This is a genomic window from Sphingopyxis sp., from assembly GCF_016704835.1.
GTDB lineage: Bacteria > Pseudomonadota > Alphaproteobacteria > Sphingomonadales > Sphingomonadaceae > Sphingopyxis.
Genome location: NZ_JADIZJ010000021.1, coordinates 33,905 through 52,669 on the forward strand (window position 1 = coordinate 33,905; position 18,765 = coordinate 52,669).

At 63.2% G+C, this 18,765-nt stretch carries 17 protein-coding genes, 1 tRNA gene and 1 pseudogene; 7 read left to right on the forward strand and 12 right to left on the reverse strand.

Annotated features, from left to right (window positions below):
* Positions 1 to 86: 86 nt before the first annotated feature.
* The 3 genes and pseudogenes from IPF76_RS15185 to IPF76_RS15195 form a co-directional block, all read right to left on the reverse strand.
* Positions 87 to 476: a TadE/TadG family type IV pilus assembly protein gene (locus tag IPF76_RS15185; protein ID WP_293845788.1), complete on the reverse strand. Its 390-nt coding sequence runs from the start codon at positions 474 to 476 to the stop codon at positions 87 to 89.
* Positions 477 to 576: 100 nt separating this feature from the next.
* Positions 577 to 1,451: pseudogene (yghU, locus tag IPF76_RS15190) on the reverse strand (glutathione-dependent disulfide-bond oxidoreductase).
* Between the two features lie 90 nt (positions 1,452 to 1,541).
* Positions 1,542 to 2,720 carry a CoA transferase gene (locus IPF76_RS15195; RefSeq protein ID WP_293845791.1) on the reverse strand — a complete coding sequence of 393 codons (1,179 nt, stop codon included), beginning with the start codon at positions 2,718 to 2,720 and terminating at the stop codon, positions 1,542 to 1,544.
* A gap of 140 nt (positions 2,721 to 2,860) precedes the next feature.
* On the opposite strand from IPF76_RS15195, the gene IPF76_RS15200 reads away from it, so the two are divergent.
* Both IPF76_RS15200 and IPF76_RS15205 read left to right on the forward strand, forming a co-directional pair.
* Positions 2,861 to 6,100 carry an amidohydrolase family protein gene (locus tag IPF76_RS15200; protein ID WP_293845794.1) on the forward strand — a complete coding sequence of 1,080 codons (3,240 nt, stop codon included), beginning with the start codon at positions 2,861 to 2,863 and terminating at the stop codon, positions 6,098 to 6,100.
* 81 nt (positions 6,101 to 6,181) lie between these two features.
* Positions 6,182 to 6,271 (forward strand) — tRNA-Ser (locus IPF76_RS15205).
* Between the two features lie 65 nt (positions 6,272 to 6,336).
* Here IPF76_RS15205 and IPF76_RS15210 read toward each other — a convergent pair.
* Positions 6,337 to 6,972, reverse strand: coding sequence for a Yip1 family protein (locus IPF76_RS15210; RefSeq protein WP_293845796.1), 636 nt, complete (start codon positions 6,970 to 6,972; stop codon positions 6,337 to 6,339).
* Between the two features lie 188 nt (positions 6,973 to 7,160).
* Between IPF76_RS15210 and hspQ the strand changes: the two genes are divergently transcribed.
* Positions 7,161 to 7,535 (forward strand): heat shock protein HspQ, encoded by a 375-nt coding sequence (gene hspQ / locus IPF76_RS15215; RefSeq protein WP_293845799.1) that lies wholly within the window; start codon positions 7,161 to 7,163, stop codon positions 7,533 to 7,535.
* Between the two features lie 10 nt (positions 7,536 to 7,545).
* Here the strand turns inward: hspQ and IPF76_RS15220 are convergent, their stop codons facing one another.
* On the reverse strand, positions 7,546 to 8,418 hold the full coding sequence (locus tag IPF76_RS15220; RefSeq protein ID WP_293845802.1) for an ABC transporter permease: 873 nt from the start codon (positions 8,416 to 8,418) through the stop codon (positions 7,546 to 7,548).
* A 118-nt stretch (positions 8,419 to 8,536) separates the two neighbouring features.
* Here IPF76_RS15220 and IPF76_RS15225 point away from each other — a divergent pair, with 118 nt between their 5' ends.
* Both IPF76_RS15225 and IPF76_RS15230 read left to right on the forward strand, forming a co-directional pair.
* Complete coding sequence (locus tag IPF76_RS15225; RefSeq protein WP_293845805.1) at positions 8,537 to 9,232, forward strand: GcrA family cell cycle regulator; 696 nt, start codon at positions 8,537 to 8,539, stop codon at positions 9,230 to 9,232.
* Positions 9,229 to 9,627 carry a PaaI family thioesterase gene (locus IPF76_RS15230; protein WP_293845808.1) on the forward strand — a complete coding sequence of 133 codons (399 nt, stop codon included), beginning with the start codon at positions 9,229 to 9,231 and terminating at the stop codon, positions 9,625 to 9,627. The genes IPF76_RS15225 and IPF76_RS15230 overlap by 4 nt, the downstream gene beginning before the upstream one ends.
* Positions 9,628 to 9,684: 57 nt before the next feature.
* On the opposite strand, the gene IPF76_RS15235 is transcribed toward IPF76_RS15230, so the two are convergent.
* Positions 9,685 to 10,515: an outer membrane beta-barrel protein gene (locus IPF76_RS15235; RefSeq protein ID WP_293845811.1), complete on the reverse strand. Its 831-nt coding sequence runs from the start codon at positions 10,513 to 10,515 to the stop codon at positions 9,685 to 9,687.
* A 169-nt stretch (positions 10,516 to 10,684) separates the two neighbouring features.
* Here IPF76_RS15235 and parE point away from each other — a divergent pair, with 169 nt between their 5' ends.
* Positions 10,685 to 12,664: a DNA topoisomerase IV subunit B gene (parE, locus tag IPF76_RS15240; RefSeq protein ID WP_293845813.1), complete on the forward strand. Its 1,980-nt coding sequence runs from the start codon at positions 10,685 to 10,687 to the stop codon at positions 12,662 to 12,664.
* 35 nt (positions 12,665 to 12,699) lie between these two features.
* Positions 12,700 to 14,010, forward strand: coding sequence for a serine hydrolase (locus IPF76_RS15245; RefSeq protein ID WP_293845817.1), 1,311 nt, complete (start codon positions 12,700 to 12,702; stop codon positions 14,008 to 14,010).
* 18 nt (positions 14,011 to 14,028) lie between these two features.
* On the opposite strand, the gene IPF76_RS15250 is transcribed toward IPF76_RS15245, so the two are convergent.
* The 6 genes from IPF76_RS15250 to IPF76_RS15275 are packed head-to-tail and all read right to left on the reverse strand — an operon-like array spanning position 14,029 to position 18,659.
* Positions 14,029 to 14,820: a LysR family transcriptional regulator gene (locus tag IPF76_RS15250; RefSeq protein ID WP_293845820.1), complete on the reverse strand. Its 792-nt coding sequence runs from the start codon at positions 14,818 to 14,820 to the stop codon at positions 14,029 to 14,031.
* Entirely contained in the window at positions 14,817 to 15,218 is a 402-nt protein-coding gene (gene apaG / locus IPF76_RS15255) for a Co2+/Mg2+ efflux protein ApaG (RefSeq protein WP_293847372.1), read from the reverse strand. The genes IPF76_RS15250 and apaG overlap by 4 nt, the downstream gene beginning before the upstream one ends.
* A 17-nt stretch (positions 15,219 to 15,235) precedes the next feature.
* Positions 15,236 to 16,441 carry an aminotransferase class I/II-fold pyridoxal phosphate-dependent enzyme gene (locus IPF76_RS15260; RefSeq protein WP_293845822.1) on the reverse strand — a complete coding sequence of 402 codons (1,206 nt, stop codon included), beginning with the start codon at positions 16,439 to 16,441 and terminating at the stop codon, positions 15,236 to 15,238.
* A gap of 5 nt (positions 16,442 to 16,446) precedes the next feature.
* Positions 16,447 to 17,493, reverse strand: a complete 1,047-nt coding sequence (gene leuB / locus IPF76_RS15265; protein WP_293845825.1) for a 3-isopropylmalate dehydrogenase — start codon at positions 17,491 to 17,493, stop codon at positions 16,447 to 16,449.
* Between the two features lie 48 nt (positions 17,494 to 17,541).
* Positions 17,542 to 18,279 (reverse strand): DNA repair protein RecO, encoded by a 738-nt coding sequence (gene recO, locus IPF76_RS15270; protein WP_293845828.1) that lies wholly within the window; start codon positions 18,277 to 18,279, stop codon positions 17,542 to 17,544.
* Positions 18,267 to 18,659, reverse strand: a complete 393-nt coding sequence (locus IPF76_RS15275) for a PaaI family thioesterase (RefSeq protein ID WP_293845831.1) — start codon at positions 18,657 to 18,659, stop codon at positions 18,267 to 18,269. The genes recO and IPF76_RS15275 overlap by 13 nt, the downstream gene beginning before the upstream one ends.
* Positions 18,660 to 18,765 lie beyond the last annotated feature (106 nt).

Consider the following 18,765-nt stretch of genomic DNA (forward strand, 5'->3'; position numbering starts at 1 on the left):
TATTCGGCGACGGGACGAGCGCGGAACGCAAGAAGCTGTCGGGCGGGGCGGTGAACGTGACCGCAACCGTGATTGCGTCGCTCGTTTCAGACACCGCGACGCTGTGTCCCACTTACCGCCTGCAGGCTGCGCCCTACCGCCCGGGTCGCCACAGCGCGGCGATCGGCGGCGTCGAGCCCGACGATCGCCGCGCGCGCGCCGTCGTTCGCCGCCTGCTGGACGCTGTGCGCGAGCATGAAATATTGGCCATAAACGAGCACCCCCATCAACAGCGCGAGGAGCAGCGGCAGCACCAGCGCCATTTCGACGATAGCGGCGCCGCGCTCCTCGCGCGACAGGGCTAGTCCGGTCAGGACGGTTGGCGGGGGTGCCGCGCCAATGAGAGAAAAGCTGTCATGCCCGCCAGCATGACGGCACAAAATGAAGGCAGCGTCGAGAAAGCCCGACTCTGCTTTTGTGTATATTACAACGATCATTCGTCGCGCGAGCGTTCGGAGCAGGCGCGATGTTCGCCGTTCGCATCATTCATTGACGCAGCCCTAACAATGCTTCGTCATCGAATCACGCAAATTGCGACTATTCGGCCGCTTCCAGCTTGTCCTGCGTCCGCAGCTCAAAGTCCGACGCATCGTGCCGTTCGCGCAACTGGCTTGCCGGATCGCCGGTCACGCGGTTGACCATCCGCCCGCGTTTCACCGCCGGGCGCGTCGCGAGCTGGTCGGTCCAGCGCTGGACGTTCTTATAGTCCTGCACTTGCAGGAATTCGCCCGCGTCATAGACCAGCCCTTTGGCCAGCGCGCCGTACCACGGCCAAATCGCCATATCGGCGATCGTGTAGTCAGTGCCCGCAATATATTCGCTCTCCGCCAGCCGCCGGTCGAGTACGTCCATCTGGCGCTTCACTTCCATGGCATAGCGGTTGATCGGATATTCCTGCTTCGTCGGTGCATAGGCGTAAAAATGGCCAAAACCGCCGCCAAGGAAGGGCGCGCTGCCCATTTGCCACATCAGCCACGACAAGGTCTCGGCGCGCTTCGCGGTCTCGGTCGGCAAGAAGGCGCCGAACTTTTCGGCAAGATGAATCAGGATAGCGCCCGATTCGAACACGCGAATCGGGTCGCGACCGCTATGGTCGACGAGCACTGGGATCTTGCTGTTCGGATTGGCCGCGACATAGCCGCTGGAGAATTGATCGCCCTCGCCGATGTTGATCAGCCACGCGTCATATTCGGCCCCGCTAAGGCCCGCTGCGAGCAGTTCCTCCAGCATCACCGTGACTTTCACCCCATGGGGGTGCCGAGCGAATAGAGCTGGAGCGGATGCTTGCCAATCGGCAGATCCTTGTCGTGCGTCGGCCCCGCGATCGGACGATTGATATTGGCGAAGCGTCCGCCGCTGTCCTTGTCCCAGGTCCACACTTTTGGCGGCACATATTCGGCTTGATCGCTCATCTCGACACTCCTGGGCTGTTTTTGGGGAGGCTGAATTTCATACTGATCGGTATTTAAGAGGTGGAGGTGTCGCCGTCCACCCCTCGCCGCTCAAATTATCCTTGCTGCGCGCAAAGCTGCAATCGCTGCGGCACCATAGCCGAGTTCGGTCAAAATCACGTCGCTATGTTCACCAACTTGCGGAGCGCGGGCCGCCGCCGTCTTCGCGCTGTCTGACAAAATGATCGGCGCTCGAATGACCGGCGCGCCGCTTGGGATGCCCGGATAGTCGGCGGGCTCGACCAGTCCCATCGCCGCGACCTGCGGCTGCGCCAACGCTTCACCGGCGCGCAGCACCGGCGCGGCGGGAACGCGCGCTGCGCCTAGCTCGGCGATTGCTTCGGCGCTGCTGCGTTCGCTGCACCAATGCTGCATGATGACGCTCAGTGCTTCGCCATTGTCGCCGCGCAAGATGTCGCTTGCGTAACGCGGATCGTCGATCAAATCGGACCGCCCGACCAGGTTGGCCCATCGGACAAAAATGCCGCCGCCGACGATCTGGGTGACGATCCACCCGTCGCGGGTGCGGAAAATATCGGTCGGACCCGAACTGTAACTGCGATTGCCGATCGGCTGGCGCTCTATGCGGTTGAGCGCATGGTCGATCGCTAGCGCGTTCGAAAAGGCAAGCGCGGTGCCGAGCAGCGAACCCGAAACGGATTGCCCTTTCCCTGTTATCTCGCGCTCGCGCAGCGCCAGCATGACGCCGAACGCGGTGTGCAGAGCGGTGCCGAAATCGACATAATTGACTTGCGCGCGGTATGGCTGGTCGGGCGTCCCGGTCAGGTGCACCGCGCCCGACATCGCCTGGCCAACCGCATCGAACCCGACATTTTGCGCCAGCGGCCCCTCGCTGCCAAAGGCCGACGCGGTGGCGAGGATGACGCGGGGATTGATCGACGACAGGCTGGCATAGTCGAGCTCCAGCTTGGCCAGCGCATCGTGCGGCAGGTTGGCGACGACGACATCGGCGGTTTCGACGAGTTGCCGCACGATCTCGCGGCCTTCGGGGCTCCCCGGTTTCAGCGTCAGGCAACGCTTGCCGCGGTTCATCTGCATGAACATCGCGCCCGATCCATCGTCGGCGACCGGCACCGTATAGCGATCGTCATTGCCACCCGGAGCTTCGATGCGGATCACGTCAGCGCCATAATCGCCCAGCAGTGCAGCGCAATAGGGGCCGGCGATATAGCGACCGAAATCGAGGACTCTAATTCCCTTAAGCGGCACGCCATGCTCTCCCAATGCTATTTTTGGTTCGGGCTAGCAGCCGCCCGTCGAGCGTGCCAGCGCCTTCGTCGAAACCTGTCGCTTGCATGTGCGTTACAGGGTCATATGGTCGGCAGATAATTTCAAACGGGGATAATAACATGGCGCGCTTTGCTCTCGCCCTTGCGGCGACTTTGGCTTGTTCGACTTCGGTTTTGGCGCAGCAGGCGGCACCTGCGCCCGCCGCCGATGCCAAGCCCGAAAAATGGGACGTCAACGCGCCGCCCGGGATGACGACGCGCAAGATGCCAATCGCGGTTGACGAAGGGAGCTGGATGAATGTCGACGTCGCCCCCGACGGCCGCACGATTGCATTCGACCTGCTCGGCGATATTTATACGATGCCGATTGAGGGCGGCACCCCGACACGCATCGCCGAAGGCCTGGCGTTCGAGCACCAGCCGCGCTTTTCGCCCGACGGTAAACGTATCGCTTTTGTTTCGGACGCAGGCGGCGGCGACAATATCTGGCTGATGAACCGCGACGGCAGCGGCAAGGTGCAGCTGTCGAAAGAGGATTTCCGCTTGCTCAACCAACCGAGCTGGAGCCGCGACGGCCAGTTCATCGTCGCCAAGAAGCATTTCACCACCGGCCGTTCGCTCGGCACCGGCGAAGTGTGGATGTACCATGTATCGGGCGGCGCGGGCGTGCCGCTCGTCAAGAAGCCGAACGAGCGCCACCAGAAGGAGCTCGGCGAACCGATCTTTGCCGCCGACGGCAACAGCGTCTTTTATACGCGCAACGTCACCCCCGGTCCGATCTTTGAATATGCGCAGGACAGCAATACCGACCTGTTCCACATCGAACGCTATGACCTTCAGGACGGCAAGGTCAGCACCGCAGCATCGGGCGCCGGTGGCGCGGTGCGCCCGACCCCGTCGCCAGACGGCAAGCGGCTGGCGTTCGTGCGACGCGAAGGCGCGCAGTCTAAGCTGTACGTCAAAGATCTGACCTCGGGCACCGAGCGCAAGCTGTATGACGCGCTCGATCAGGATGTGCAGGAGACCTGGGCGGTCACCGGCGTCTATCCGAACATGGCGTGGACGCCGGACAGCCGCGACATCGTCTTTTGGGCGGGCGGCAAGCTGCGCCGCGTGAGCGGCGCTGGCGGCGAAGCGCGCATCATCCCGTTCAGCATCAGCGATGACCGCGTGATTGTCGACGCCATCCATCCCGCGGTCGAGGTCGCGCCCGACAGCTTCACCACCCAAATGCCGCGCTGGGCCGAAGTTTCGCCTGACGGGCGCAGCGTCGTGTTCGAAACGCTTGGCAAGCTCTACGTCAAGCCTGCAACCGGCGGCATCGCGCGGCGGCTGACCGCCGCAAAAGACGACGCGATCGAAGCCTGGCCGAGCTGGTCGCGCGACGGCAAGTCGCTCGTTTTCGTGCGTTGGACCGATACCGGCCTCGGCGAAATCCATGTCGTGGGTGCGAGTGGCGGCACCCCGCGCAAGGTGACCAGCGTTCCCGGCCATTACGCCGAGCCGCGCTTTTCGCCCGACGGCAAGACGATTGCGTTCGAACGGCGCGGCAGCGGCGGGCTGACTTCAGCGCGCTGGAGTGAAGATCCCGGCGTCTATCGCATCGCGGCAACTGGCGGCCCTGCCGAGCGGGTCAGCAGCGACGGCGCCAAACCGCAGTTCGGCGCCGCGAGCGACCGTATCTTCATGGTCACAGCGGGCGACGGCAAAAGCCAGCTGGTCAGCACCGACCTCGGCGGTCAGGACAAGCGAATCCATGCCAATGGCGAACTGGTCAGCGACTATGAAATATCGCCCGACGGCCGTACGCTGGCGTTCCGCCAGAATTACGATGCCTATGTCACGCCGCTGATGCCCGGCGGCCAGGATGTCGCGCTTGGTACGAAGAGCGGCCCGCTGCCGGTTACCCGGGTCAGCGGCAGTGGGGCCGAATATATCCACTGGTCGGACGGCGGTCGCCGCCTCCACTGGAGCCGCGGTGCGACGCTGTTCAGCGCCGACCTCGCCAGCCTGTTCACCAACGCGCCTGCGGACGAGAAAGCACCGAAGTTTGTGCCGCCGACGGATGGCGTTTCGCTCGCGATGACGCATACGGCGTCGAAACGGCGCGGTACTGTTGTCATCACCGGCGCAAAAATCGTCACGATGGCGGGCGCCGATGGCGGTATCATCGACAATGGCGCTATCGTCATCGAAGGCGATCGCATTACAGCAGTCGGCCCGCTCGCGTCGATCACCATTCCCGCCGGCGCCGTCACCGTCGATGCAACCGGCAAGACGATCGTCCCCGGCTTCGTCGATGCCCATGCGCACGGCGGCCACGGCGACGACGAACTGATCCCGCAGCAGAACTGGTCCGAAATCGTCAATCTGGCGATGGGGACGACGACGAGCCATAATCCGTCGTCGCGCGCCTCGGAAATCTTCGTGTCTTCCGAAATGCAGCGCGCCGGACTGATTCTGGCGCCGCGTATCTTTTCGACCGGCGAGATCATTTATGGTGCGAAGGCGGCGGGGGTCTATGCCGAGATCAACGGTTATGACGACGCGCTCGCCCACGTCCGCCGCCTGAAGGCACAGGGCGCGCATAGCGTCAAAAACTACAACCAGCCGCGCCGCGATCAGCGCCAGATGGTGGTCAAGGCGGCGCAGGCGGAAGGCATGCTGGTCGTGCCCGAAGGGGGCTCGCTCTACACCATGGACGTGTCGCTGATCCAAGACGGCAATTCGACCGTCGAGCACAATATCCCGCTCCACACCTTCTACAAGGATCTGGTCCAGCTGTGGGGGCAGACGCAGGTTGATTACACCCCAACTCTCGTCGTCACCTATGGCGGCCCCGCCGGCGATCCTTATTGGCGCGCGCACACCAACGTGTGGGAGCATCCGATCCTTACCAAACATATCCCGCCGACCGAGCTCACCGCGAACAACAAGCGCCGGGTGATCGCCCCCGAAGCCGACTATGTCGACGACGATTCGGCGCGCGAGGCGGGCAAGATCGCTGCCACCGGACGGATGGTGTCGATCGGTGCCCACGGCCAGCAGGCTGGGCTAGGCGCGCATTGGGAAATCTGGTCGTTCGTGCGCGGCGGATGGAGCAACATCGACGCGCTGCGCGCCGCGACGATCATGCCCGCGACTTCTCTGGGCTATGGTAAGGATGTCGGGTCGCTCGAGGCGGGCAAGCTCGCCGACCTGCTGATTCTCGATGCCGACCCAACGCAGGACATCCGCAACACCGAACGCATCCACAGCGTCATGCTTGGCGGGCGGCTTTACGATCCGCTGACGATGAACGAGGTGGCGACAGGCAATCGCAAGCGCGCGGCCTATTGGTGGGAAGCGGAAAAGCCGTAATCTGAAGCGTGGTTCGTCGCTTTTGTGACTAGAGGGTTGCAAGCGCGACGGACCGCCGCTAGGGGCGTCACCTCTCAGCGAGGAGAGTTGGCTGAGTGGTCGAAAGCGTCGCACTCGAAATGCGAAGTGCCGGCAACGGTACCGAGGGTTCGAATCCCTCACTCTCCTCCATTTTTTCTGATTTGACCACCAGCGGGCAGCCGCCCCGGTACGACCGCCGGGACGGCTGACAAGCGCTAGATACTGATGCCGGGCAGCGACGGCCCCGTCAGTGACGCGACGATCGCGCCGACGATCAAGAACAGCACGATCGCGACGATGATCACGACAACGGTGTAGCCCAGTGCTTTGTCCTGCGGCACTTTCATCAGGATCGGCAGCCCAAGATAGAGCAGATAGAGGCCGTAAAGGCCGAGCAGACCCAGGACGGCGAGCGCCGGGATCAGGCCGAATATTCCCGCGAGCCAGCCTGCCGTTGCGGAATAGGCCGCGACCTTCAGCGCCTGAACCTGGTTCTTCTGCCCGCCGAAATTCGGCGCCAGCCCGTCGATTACCAAGGCAAGGGCAAAGGTTGTCGCCAGCGCCAGCCCATAAGACAATATCGCCGAAACCAAGGCGGGGCCGATCGGCGGGTGAAAACTGATGCCAAATGCGCCGTAACCGAAAACCTGTCCGCCGATGAACTGGGCGATCGGTCCGATCGCGGCCAGTATCAGCACATAAGGCATATAAATCGACTGTGTGGTCGCGGGTTCAGCGTCGATTGCGACCCACGTCTCTTTTGGTTTGAGGATGATGTTTTTGGCCCGCTCGATGATGCCCGATGCGGGGCTTTGCGGCGGCGTCGGGTTGCCTGTCGGTATGTCGTTCATGCTATGCCTTTCCCTGTTGCAATCAACACGGCCCGCAATCCAGCCCGGTACAACCGGTGGCCGAGCAGTCAGCTTAGCACGGCCTGCGCCAACCTTTGTAACGCGCATCACAGCCGGGATTCGGCCCACCGGCGGGCAGCCGAGTGTAACAGGGTTGAAACAGCAGGGAATAGCCATAGATTGGGGGGATGATTTCCAAATCCACCTCCGGGCGTGCTGCGGCCGTCACCGCACCGCTGATCGGCGCCGCCAGCTTCGCGCCCGGCGACATCGTGCGCCACCGCATGTTCGATTTTCGCGGCGTCGTGTTCGACATCGACCCGGTCTTTGCCAACAGTGACGAATGGTATGAAGCGATCCCGGAGGAAATTCGTCCGGCCAAAGCGCAGCCATATTACCACCTGCTCGCCGAAAACGGCGATTCATCCTATATCGCTTACGTCAGCCAGCAGAACCTGGTGCCCGACGCCGAAAGCGGGCCGATCGACCATCCGCAGATCGAAGCGATGTTCGAAGGATTGGACGACGGTCGCTACCGCGTCCGCGCCATCCATCGGCACTGACTGGGCGCGGTCAGGCTTTCAGCTTCCAGCCCGACGCCAGCAGGCGATACGTCAGCAGCCCCAGCACGATATTAACGCCGACAAGCACCAGTATCGCGGTCAGCACCGGATGGGAAATCGTTGAATCCACCGTACCAATGAAGCCGTAGCGAAAGCCCATGATCGCATAATAGACGGGATTGCCGTGTGCGACGGTCTGGAACCATGGCGCCAGCCGATCGACCGAGTAGAATGTCCCAGAGAGTAGGGCGAGTGGTGTGACGACGAAGTTGGTCACCGCCGCCGCATGGTCGAACTTCTCCGCCCAGACCGACGTGATCAGGCCCAGAAAGCCGAGCATCGAGGCGCCCAGCACGCCGAACACAGCGACAGCCCACAGATGATCGGGCATCACGCTGACCCCCGGCCACAGCGACATCGCCAGCAACAAGGCTAGCCCGACCAGGATCGCGCGCGTGATCGCGGCGCCGACCAGCGCAATGATCAACTCGCCGACGGCCAGCGGCGGCATCAGGTAATCGACGATCGTCCCCTGGATCTTGCCGACAAGCAGCGAAAAGCTGGCATTGGCAAAGCTGTTCTGCAGCATCGCCATCATGATCAGCCCCGGCGCGATGAAATCGGCAAAGGGAACCCCGATGACTTCGCGCCCCGCGCCGCCCAGCGCGACGGTGAAAATGACGAGGAACAGGAGGGTGGTGATCGCGGGCGCCCAGATAGTTTGCAGCTGCACCTTGAAAAACCGCCGCACCTCCTTGACATATAGCGCCTGCATCCCGGGCACGTTGAGCGTCCGGATGTGCGGCACTCCCGGTTCGGCAAAGGGCGGGGTTGCCGCGAATTTGCTCGAGTCGGGTCGCGAAATTTGGGGCTGGTCGTTCATGGCGTTCTCGCCTATCGCCTCCCCGATCTTACCGCAAGCTGGGCAGTGGCGCCGGTCCGCAAGGATCGTATCGATAACCGCGACATAGCCCGCGGCGTGGAATGATAAGGAATAGATTATGTCTTGGACCGATGAGCGCATCGAAAGCTTGCGCACAATGTGGGAAAAAGGGCTGACTGCCAGCCAGATCGCCGAGGAACTCGGCGGCGTCAGCCGCAATGCCGTGATTGGCAAGGCGCATCGCCTGGGCCTGAAATCGCGCCCCTCGCCCGTCAAGGCGACCGACAAGGTCAAGCCAGTCAAGGCTGCAGCCCCTGTTGCGGCAAAGCCGTTCGTCCCCGCGGCCGCCCCGCGCGCTGCTGCGCCAGTCGCACCGCGTCCGGTCGCCGCCACGCCGCCTAAGTCTGAAGCGCGCCCGACGGTCGACACCCCTACTGCCGATGGTTCGGTCGGTGAACAAATTCCAAAGGCCGATCAGCCGCGCATCGTCTCGATTGGGCCAGGTGGTTTTATCCGTCAGGGCCCGGGCGACCAGCAGGCGCCAATCCCGCCCGCGCCGCCGCGCCGTCTCGTGCCCGCCAAGCCGAGCCCCGAGATCGCCGACAAGACGACGCTGCTCGACCTCAACGACCGCATCTGCCGCTGGCCGATGGGGCATCCTGGCGAGCCCGACTTCCATTTCTGCGGTCAGGCCGTCAATCCCGGCTTCCCCTATTGTGTCGAACATTGCGGTCGCGCCTATCAGGCCCAGCTGCCGCGCGGCACGCGCCGCCCGCCCCCGCCCCCGCCGTTCGGTGGCCCGCGCGTCCGGTGAAGCCCTTCGGGCAGGAGTTTGAATTCGCGCGTGCGCTCGGTCTGCAAATGATCGAGCGCGGCGACGGACGATGCATCATGGCGATCGATATCGACCGCAAGCGTCATTTCAGCCCGCAAGGCGCCGCACACGGCGGCGTCGCCTATTCACTCGCCGACACCGCGATGGGCGGCGCGCTGACCAGCCTGCTCGATGCCGACCAATGGTGCGCGACACTGGAAATCAAAATCAACTATCACGTCCGCGTCGGCGAAGGCCGACTGACCTGCGAGGCAGCGGTGCTGCACCGCGGCAAGCGCGTCGCCAATATCGACGCCAGGCTTCATCAGAGTGGCCGCTTGGTCGGCAGCGCCAACGGCAATTTCGCCATTTTCGCGGCGCCAACCATCACATAAGCGAAAGGCGCCGGATCTCGCGATCCGACGCCTTCCAATTTCTGCTTTTACAAGCGTTTAGAAGCGGAAGCTCAGTGACCCGCGGACGCTGTGCGTGCGGAAATTGTCGCTACTGCGCTTCATATCCGTCCCGCCCCCATTGAGCAGAAACGGGTTGGTTGCCGGTGCGGTGCCCGGGCCGACATTGACAACGAAATCATTGTCCTTGATGTCGGTGTAGAGATATTCGAGGCCAAGCGCGATGTTGCTCGTCACCATGACCTCAGCACCACCACCCGCGGCATAGCCCCAGCCTTTCGTTTTCCCGTTGTCGGCAAAGCTATTGGCGCCGTTGCTCGTCGAGAATCGGTTGTCGAGCCGTGCATAGGCACCGCCACCAGTAACATAGAACAGGGCACCGCCGCCGGGCGTATAACCGGCGCGCAGGCGGGCATTTGCCTGATAATCGGCTTCGCGGCTGAAGGTATAGCTCGCGGGGGTGGTCGAGAATGCGGTGACGCTATCGCGCGCGACGCTGCGGCCGCCTTCGATCACCGCGCCAAGGACGAAATTACCCATCCGCTTGTCGAAACCCAGGCGACCGAAATATTCCGGACCATCCTTGTCGTTGCGGCAGCCAATGTTCGCGCTGCTTGTCGCAGCACCGTTACAGAAACCGGTCGAAAATGCATTGGCTCCGCCGACCGTGGTCACCTGATCGCCATAAGTGCCGTCACGATCGGTGTCGAAGATGACGCTTTCACCGCGATCATTGCCTTGCAACGTACCGCCGCCGCCTATGCTGATATACGGACCGTTAAAGTCCTGCGACATATCGCGATCTTGCGCGAATGCCGGAACGGCAAAGGTGCTGGCCGCCAGAATGGCGAGGAGAGAGAGAGTTTTCATTTTTTACTCCGCTTTTTGAATGACTTTTTAGTCACCGCCAAACTCGCCCTCGTTGGCCAAAGTTCCGCGTGTCCAAAAAAAACGGGATGAACTGAGTGGCTAAGCCGACGCCCACATGCCCCGAAAACCGCGCTTGCCAGCCGCCTTTACTGCCCCCTATAGCCATCGCATGAGTCACGATTTGTTCGACGCCGCGACCCCGGCCACCGAAAGCTACAATGCCTCCCAGATCGAGGTGCTGGAGGGTCTGGAACCCGTCCGGCGACGCCCCGGCATGTATATCGGCGGCACCGACGAGCGCGCGCTGCACCACCTTGCCGCCGAGGTGATCGACAACAGCATGGATGAGGCGGTTGCGGGTCATGCCAACCGGATCGAAGTCACCCTTGACGTCGGCAACCGCCTGACCGTCGTCGACAATGGACGCGGCATGCCTGTCGATCCGCATCCCAAATTCCCGGGCAAATCCGCGCTCGAAGTCATCATGACCATGCTCCATTCGGGCGGGAAGTTTGAGGGCAAGGCCTATGCGACATCGGGCGGCCTCCACGGCGTCGGAGTAAGCGTCGTCAACGCCCTGTCGGTCGAGACCGAGATCGAGGTTGCGCGCAGCAAATTGCTGTATCGTCAGCGTTTTTCTCGCGGCGCCCCGATAGGCGGCCTCGAAGAGCTCGGTCCGACACCTAATCGCCGCGGAACCAGCGTGTCCTTTGTTCCCGACCCCGAAATTTTTGGCGATCACGGACGGTTCAAGCCGCAGCGCCTTTATCGCATGGCACGCTCAAAGGCCTATCTGTTCGCGGGCGTCGAAATCCGCTGGAAATGCGCGCCCGAACTGATCGGCGATGACACGCCGGCGGAGGCCACGTTCCAGTTCCCCGGTGGTCTTGCGGATCATCTCAAAGAACAGATCGGGACGCGCGAATGCGCGACCGCCGAACCGTTCATCGGCCGTCAGGATTTCCCGAGCGATCAGGGTCGCGCCGAATGGGCGATCGCCTGGCCTTTATGGTCCGATGGCAGCTATAGCTGGTACTGCAACACCATCCCGACCCCCGCCGGCGGCACCCACGAGGCGGGACTGCGCTCGGCGCTGACCAAGGGGCTGCGCGGTTTTGGCGAACTGATCGGGCAAAAGAAGGCGGCACAGATCACCGCCGAAGACGTGTTCAACGGCGGCGAAATGATGCTGTCGGTGTTCATCCGTGACCCGCAGTTCCAAAGCCAGACCAAGGACCGGCTCAGCAGTCCCGAAGCGACGCGTTTCGTCGAAAACGCCGTGCGTGACCATTTCGACCATTTTCTGTCGGACAACATGGACCGTGGCCGCGCGCTGCTCGGGCTTGTCCTCGACCGCATGGACGAGCGGCTGAAACGCAAGGCCGAGCGTGAGGTGAAGCGCAAGACCGCGACGAGCGGGCGCAAACTGCGCCTGCCCGGAAAGCTTACAGATTGTGCGAACGACGGCCCTGAAGGCACGGAATTGTTTATCGTAGAAGGCGATAGTGCGGGTGGCAGCGCCAAACAGGCGCGTAACCGCAAGACGCAGGCGATTCTGCCGATCCGCGGTAAAATTCTCAACGTCGCAAGTGCCAGCAATGACAAGATCCGCGCCAACCAGGAAATCGCCGATCTCGCGCTCGCGCTCGGCTGTGGAATGCGCAAGGATTGCGACGCGGACCGGCTAAGGTACGAAAAGATCGTGATCATGACCGATGCCGACGTCGACGGCGCGCATATCGCGACCTTGCTGATGACCTTTTTCTTTCAGGAAATGCCCGATATTGTCCGCAAGGGTCATGTCTATCTGGCGCAGCCACCGCTCTATCGCATCACCTCGGGGAACACCTCGGTATACGCGCGGGACGATGCGCATCGCGCCGAGATCGAAGCCACGCAGTTCAAGGGCAAGAAGGTCGATGTCGGTCGCTTCAAAGGGTTGGGAGAAATGAACCCGAACCAGCTCAAGGAAACAACGATGGATCCCGCGACGCGCAGTATGTTGCGCGTCACCTTGCCACAGGAATATGAAGAGCGGCATTTGGTCAAGGATCTGGTCGACCGGCTGATGGGCAAGCACCCCGAACACCGTTTCCAGTTCATCCAGGCAAACGCCGCGACGCTCGACGAGGCAGCGATCGACGCTTAGCATTCGGCGGGCCACTCGATTCCAGGGAGTAGTCCATGACCCGCAAACCCGTACTCGTCGGGCTTCTGCTGGCTTTTTTGTTGCCGGCGCCAATCGCCGCAGCGCAATCCCCTGAAACGCAAGCGGAAAGCGCGACGGGTTTCGAACGGCGTGCAGCGCAACTCGTCGAAGTACTGACCGGCGAAATCGCTTTTGCCGACTATTTTGACCCCGGCTTTCAGGCCGAATTGCCTGAGGCACAGTTCAAGGCGATGACCGCCAGCATCATCGCGCAATATGGCAAGCCCATCGCGACCGAAAACGCGGCATCGACCGATGGACGCTCGGGTTCCCTGTCGCTGCGTTTTGAAAAAGGTATAGCAGCGGTGCTGCTCGATGTCGGCGCGGTCGCCGACGCACGTGTGATTGGTCTGCGCCTGACCGGTTTTGAGATGGCGGACGACAGTTTCGACAAGGTCGCCAAAGAAATCGCGGCCTTGCCGGGATCGAGCGGCTTCCTTGTCACCGAGTTGGAGGGAAACACCTTCCGCCCACTCGCGGCCGCGAACCCCGACCGCCAGTTCGCAGTCGGTTCGACCTTCAAACTCTATATCCTCGACGAACTGGCGGCGCAGGTGGCGGACAAGAAGCGCCGCTGGTCCGACGTTGTGCCGCTGTCGCATCCCAGTTTTTCGTCGATAGGGACCGCCAACTGGCCAAAAGACACGCCTGTAACGCTGCAAACCCTCGCCAACTGGATGATTTCGGTCAGCGATAACAGCGCGGCCGACACGTTGATCCATCTGCTCGGTCGCGATGCGATCGAATCGAGGATGCGCGCGGCAGGGCATAGTGCGCCGCCACGCAACATTCCCTTCCTGACCACCGTCGAGGCGTTTGCGCTCAAGGGCGATAACTTCGCACGCGAGCGTACCGCCTTTATCGCGGGCGACGACGCGGCACAGCGCACGCTGATCGAGTCAAACCAAACCCGGCTGACGCTCGCCAATGTTGACGGCGTGAGCTTCGCTGGTGGGCCGCGCTTTATCGACAGTCTCGAATGGTTCGCCAGCCCCAACGACGTCGCCAGGCTGATGATCGACCTGCGCAATCGCAATTCACCCACCGCCATGGCGGCGATGGCGATCAATCCAGGCATAAACCCCGGTGCGATCAAGGATTGGGCGTGGCTCGGCTACAAGGGCGGCTCCGAACTCGGTGTGATTTCGATGAGCATGTTGGGCCAGCGGAAATCCGACGGCAAATGGTTCGTCATCACCGCCAGCTGGAACAACCCGGACGCGCCCGTCGCCACCGAAACGCTGGTTGGACTGGTCACACGATTACTGGCGCTAGCGGCGAAGTAGCCGCCAGCCGAGCGATGTTTACGCCGTCAACGCGGCAACCAGCGCCCTGACCTTGGCTTGCCGCCATTGCGGGGTCGGGGCGACCAGCCAGTAACCGCGCTTCACCGCGACGAACTCACCAATCTGGCGGACGCGGCCGGACGCAATATCGGCTTCCGCCAGCATCGCGGGGACGTTGGCATGCCCCAATCCGTTGGCCGCCGCATCGATCGCGAGCCCGGCATCGCCCAGCCGCAGTGCGGGTTCGCCGTCGGCAACCGGGCAACCCGGCCACGCAATCCGCGTGTCGCTGGCGCTGCCCGGACCCGCAACGGTCACCATCAACGCCTCGGCGAGCGAAACGCCCTCGTGCTCGCCTACGCTGTCGGTCCAGAAGATCGCAAGATCGAGATTGGCCTCGGTAAAGTCGATCCCGCCGTCAGCGGATACCAACGTAAAGCGCACGTCGGGTGCCTGCTGGCTGTAACGCGCCAGCCGAGGCGCCAGCCATTTGGCGGTTAAGTCGCGCGGCGCGGCGATCGTCAGCGATTGCGACGATTGCCCGGCCTGCATCGCCCGCACCGACTCTTCGAACTGCAAAAAGCCTTGGCGGAGCGCGTCGAGCCCGGCATCGGCCTCCCCTGTCAACTCTAGCCCCTTGGGTGTGCGGCGGAACAGCACAACGCCGAGCATGTCTTCTAACGCGCGAATCTGTTGCCCGACCGCGGCGGGGGTCACCGCCAGCTCGTCGGCGGCACGCGTGAAGCTCAAATGTCGGGCCGCGGCGTCGAACACGCGCAAGGCGTTCAGTGGCAGATGAGTGCGCTTCATGCCGCGGTCGCAGGCGCCACGAGCGGGAAATGCGGGATGGCGATCAGCATTTGTGAACCGTCGCCTAGTTCCATCGTGTAGCTGCCGACCATCGAGCCTTCGGGGGTCGGAAGCGGACAGCCCGAGACATAATCATAGGCGCCGCCCGGCGCGATCAACGGCTGTTCGCCGACGACGCCCTCACCCTCGACTTCGCTGATCTGGCCGCGCCCGTCACTGATGCGCCAATGGCGGCTGATCAGCTGGGCGGCGACGTCGCCATGATTCTCGATCCGGACATGATAGGCCCAGAACCAGCGCCCGAGCGCCGGATGCGATTGTTCGGGCAGATAACTGACCGACACGCGAACGGTGACCGGGCCGGTGGTCTCGGCAAAGGGGAAGAAGGAGTCGATCATCACGCGGCCAAGGTCGCTCAAAGCCCGACCCTGGTCAATGCCTGGTCCAGATCGGCGATCAAATCGCGCGGATCCTCCAAGCCGATGTTGATCCGCAACATGCCCTCGACAACGCCCATATCGGCGCGCGCTTCGGCGCTGACGCTGTAGTGAGTCGTCGATGCCGGGTGGCAGCACAGACTGCGCGAATCGCCGATATTGTTCGAAATATCGACGAGTTCGAGCGCGTTGAGCATCGCCATCGCCTGTTTTCTGTCCTCAAGAACGAACGAGAAGATTGGCCCGCATGCCTCCATCTGGCTCATCGCCAGATTATGCTGCGGATGGCTGGCGAGGCCGGGATGCAGCATCCTTGGCACCCGCTTTTCGACGAATTTTCCGACCGCCAGTGCGTTGTCGGACTGACGCCGCGCGCGCAGGTCGAGCGTTTCGAGGCCTTTGAGCACGACCCACGCATTGAACGGCGACAGGTTCGGCCCGGTGTTGCGCTGGAACGGCAGCAGCACGTCGTTGATGAATTTCTCGGTTCCGCATACCGCGCCGGCGAGCACGCGTCCCTGTCCTTCCATCAGCTTGGTCGCTGAATAGGCGACGACGTCGGCGCCGAAATCGAGCGGACGTTGCAGGACCGCGGTGGCGAACGCATTGTCCACTACAGAAGTGATTCCATGCGCCTTCGCGACACCGCAGACATGCTTCATGTCGACGATGTCCATCGTCGGGTTAGCCGGGGTTTCGAAGAAGAACACCTTGGTATTCGGCTGGATTGCGCGTTCCCACGCACCATTGTCGCGCCCGTCGATCACCGTCGTTTCAATGCCGAAGCGTGGACACAGCTGATCGACCAGCCAGCGGCACGAGCCGAACGCCGCTTTCGCCGCGACGATATGATCGCCCGCCGACAGCTGGCACAGCAAGGCGGTGGTCATCGCTGCCATGCCCGTCGCCTGCGTCCGGCATGCCTCGGCGCCTTCCATCAGCGCGATGCGTTCTTCGAGCATTGCGACAGTCGGGTTCTGCAGCCGCGAATAGGTCATGCCCTGCGCCTCGCCGGCAAAGCGCGCCGCAACCGTCTCGGCATCGTCGTAGGTATAGCCCGAGGTCAGGAACAACGCCTCCGACGTCTCGCCATGCTCGCTGCGCCACGTGCCGCCGCGCACCGCCTGCGTCGCGGGGTGCCAGTTGCGTGTCGTGTTGCGATCGAAACCCGTCGTTTTCTTCATTGCATCTATCCGTTCAAAGCCGAAACAACCGCATCGCCGAGCGCCGCCGTTCCCATCGTGCCGCCCAGATCGGCGCCGCGACACCCGTCGGCGAGCACCTTCGCCACCGCCGCCTCGATCCGCGCCGCGCTCGCCTCGTCGTCGCCCGAATGGCGCAGCAGCATCGCGAGCGACAGGATCATCGCCAGCGGGTTGGCCACGCCTTGCCCGGAAATGTCCGGCGCGCTGCCGTGGATCGGCTCGTAAAGACCCTGTTTGCCCTCGCTCAGCGACGCCGAGGCGAGCAGGCCGATTGACCCGACGCACATCGACGCCTGATCGGACAGGATATCGCCGAACAGATTGCCGGTGACGACGACGTCGAACTGGCCGGGATTGCGGACCAGCTGCATCGCAGCATTGTCGACATACATATGACTCAGCGCCACGTCGGAATAGTCGGCGGCCACCTCGACCACCACATCGCGCCACAGCTGCGACGTTTCCAGCACATTCGCCTTGTCGACCGAACAGAGCCGCCCACGCCGCCCCTGCGCCGCGCGGAATGCGACATGCGCGATGCGCCGTACCTCGCTCTCGCGGTACGCCATGATGTCATATCCTTCGCGCTCGCCGCTTGCGGTCATGCGCGTGCCCTTTTCGCCGAAATAAACATCGCCGTTGAGCTCGCGGACGATCAGCAGATCGATCGCCGACGCCACTTCGGGGCGCAGCGCCGAGCTGTCCTCCAGTCCGGCAAACATTTTCGCTGGGCGCAGGTTGGCGAACAGGCCAAGTTCGGCGCGCAGGCCCAGGATCGCCTGTTCGGGTCGCAAATGGCGCTCGACGCTGTCGAAGCGCGGATCACCGACGGCGCCGAACAGGATCCCATCGGCCGCTTTTGCCTTCGCCAGCGTCTCGGGCGGCAGCGGATGGCCGGTCGCTGCATAGGCCGCCCCGCCAACCAGCGCGCGGTCAAGCATCACCGGCAGCGCGAGCGCGGTCAGCACCTTCTCGGCCTCAACCATAATCTCCGGACCGATACCGTCGCCAGCCAGCAGCAGGATTTTCAACTTGTCGCCCTTTCGTGTCTCGCCCGCCGCTTAGACAGCGGCGGCGCCTCACGCAACCGCCCTGCCCAGCCGATCGATCAATCGCGCCCGCACCGCCAGCAAATCGCGCGCGCGACCATCGAGCAGGTCGCGGTCGATGAAATGGCCGGTGATTGCCAATCCATCGACGACGTCGGCCAGCGACGGCCTCGCATCTGCGCCGCGCAGGAATGGCGGCAGGCGCAGCAACCGGTCTTCATAGCCAACCGCCGCAGCAGCACTGACTGCGCCCCCCGACTTGCGACTGACAAACGCCAGATCGCTGTTCGCCCCGGTCACGACACATTCGTCAAGATCGAGGCCAAACCCCAGTTCGGCGAGCAATAGCAGCTCATAGCGCGCGAGTGCCGCCGCCCACTGCCGCGCCGACGATGCGACGCCGATCGCATCGAGCAGCCCCGACAGCGCCGAATAAAGCGCCGGATAAGGCTGGCTTTCGGGCAGGATCGTCGCGGTAACACTCGTCACCCAGTCGATCGCCCCCGCCGCCAGCGGCTCGGCGAGCAGCGGCGCACGGCTCGCGAGCAGTTCGGCGGTGGCACTCGCCAATTGTTCCTCGGTGCGCGCGCGCAGTTCGAGCGCGATCAGATTGCCCGCGATCAATATCGGGCGCAGCCGCGTCGATCGCCCGCCGCGCACATAGCCCGCAACTAGCCCCGCCTCCTCGGTCAGCGCGCGCAGGATCGCGCCATGCTCGCCATGCGCGCGCACCGCGCAGACGATGGCGGGGGCGGTCAGGCTGGCCAAAGCACCAGCTGCGTCTGCGTCACCAGCGCAACGTCGGCGCCGTTCTCGGTCGCGATGCGCGTCTGCCAAACCGACACGCGTTTGCCGATCTTGACCGGGGTCGCCTCCCCGACCAGCACCGATCCGACCGGACCGGCGCCGAGGAAATTGGTCTTGCTTTCGATCGTCGTCGTCCCGCTCGCCCCTTTGGGCAGGGTCAGAAACGCTCCGACGGCGCCGAGACAGTCGGCGAACGCCATGATCGCGCCGCCATGGACGATCCCGCCCGCGGTACAGATGTCGGGGCGCACGGGGAGCTTGCCGGCGACGCGGTCCTTGCTGCCGTCATGGATGATCACGCCGAGCGTGGCGGCCAAGGGCATCATTGCGGCGAAATCCATATGCTTTCCTCTCAAGTCGTCATCCCGGCGAAGGCCGGGATCTCACCGGTGAGCAAGGACGCTAGGTTGCGATCCCGGCCTTCGCCGGGATGACGAACAAATTTTG

Coding starts and splice junctions, on each gene's coding strand:
- IPF76_RS15185 (WP_293845788.1), bottom strand. CDS start 476: ATGATCGTTGTAATATACACAAAAGCAGAGTCGGGCTTTCTCGACGCT.
- IPF76_RS15200 (WP_293845794.1), top strand. CDS start 2,861: ATGGCGCGCTTTGCTCTCGCCCTTGCGGCGACTTTGGCTTGTTCGACT.
- IPF76_RS15210 (WP_293845796.1), bottom strand. CDS start 6,972: ATGAACGACATACCGACAGGCAACCCGACGCCGCCGCAAAGCCCCGCA.
- hspQ (WP_293845799.1), top strand. CDS start 7,161: ATGATTTCCAAATCCACCTCCGGGCGTGCTGCGGCCGTCACCGCACCG.
- IPF76_RS15220 (WP_293845802.1), bottom strand. CDS start 8,418: ATGAACGACCAGCCCCAAATTTCGCGACCCGACTCGAGCAAATTCGCG.
- IPF76_RS15225 (WP_293845805.1), top strand. CDS start 8,537: ATGTCTTGGACCGATGAGCGCATCGAAAGCTTGCGCACAATGTGGGAA.
- IPF76_RS15235 (WP_293845811.1), bottom strand. CDS start 10,515: ATGAAAACTCTCTCTCTCCTCGCCATTCTGGCGGCCAGCACCTTTGCC.
- parE (WP_293845813.1), top strand. CDS start 10,685: ATGAGTCACGATTTGTTCGACGCCGCGACCCCGGCCACCGAAAGCTAC.
- IPF76_RS15245 (WP_293845817.1), top strand. CDS start 12,700: ATGACCCGCAAACCCGTACTCGTCGGGCTTCTGCTGGCTTTTTTGTTG.
- IPF76_RS15250 (WP_293845820.1), bottom strand. CDS start 14,820: ATGAAGCGCACTCATCTGCCACTGAACGCCTTGCGCGTGTTCGACGCC.
- apaG (WP_293847372.1), bottom strand. CDS start 15,218: ATGATCGACTCCTTCTTCCCCTTTGCCGAGACCACCGGCCCGGTCACC.
- IPF76_RS15260 (WP_293845822.1), bottom strand. CDS start 16,441: ATGAAGAAAACGACGGGTTTCGATCGCAACACGACACGCAACTGGCAC.
- IPF76_RS15275 (WP_293845831.1), bottom strand. CDS start 18,659: ATGGATTTCGCCGCAATGATGCCCTTGGCCGCCACGCTCGGCGTGATC.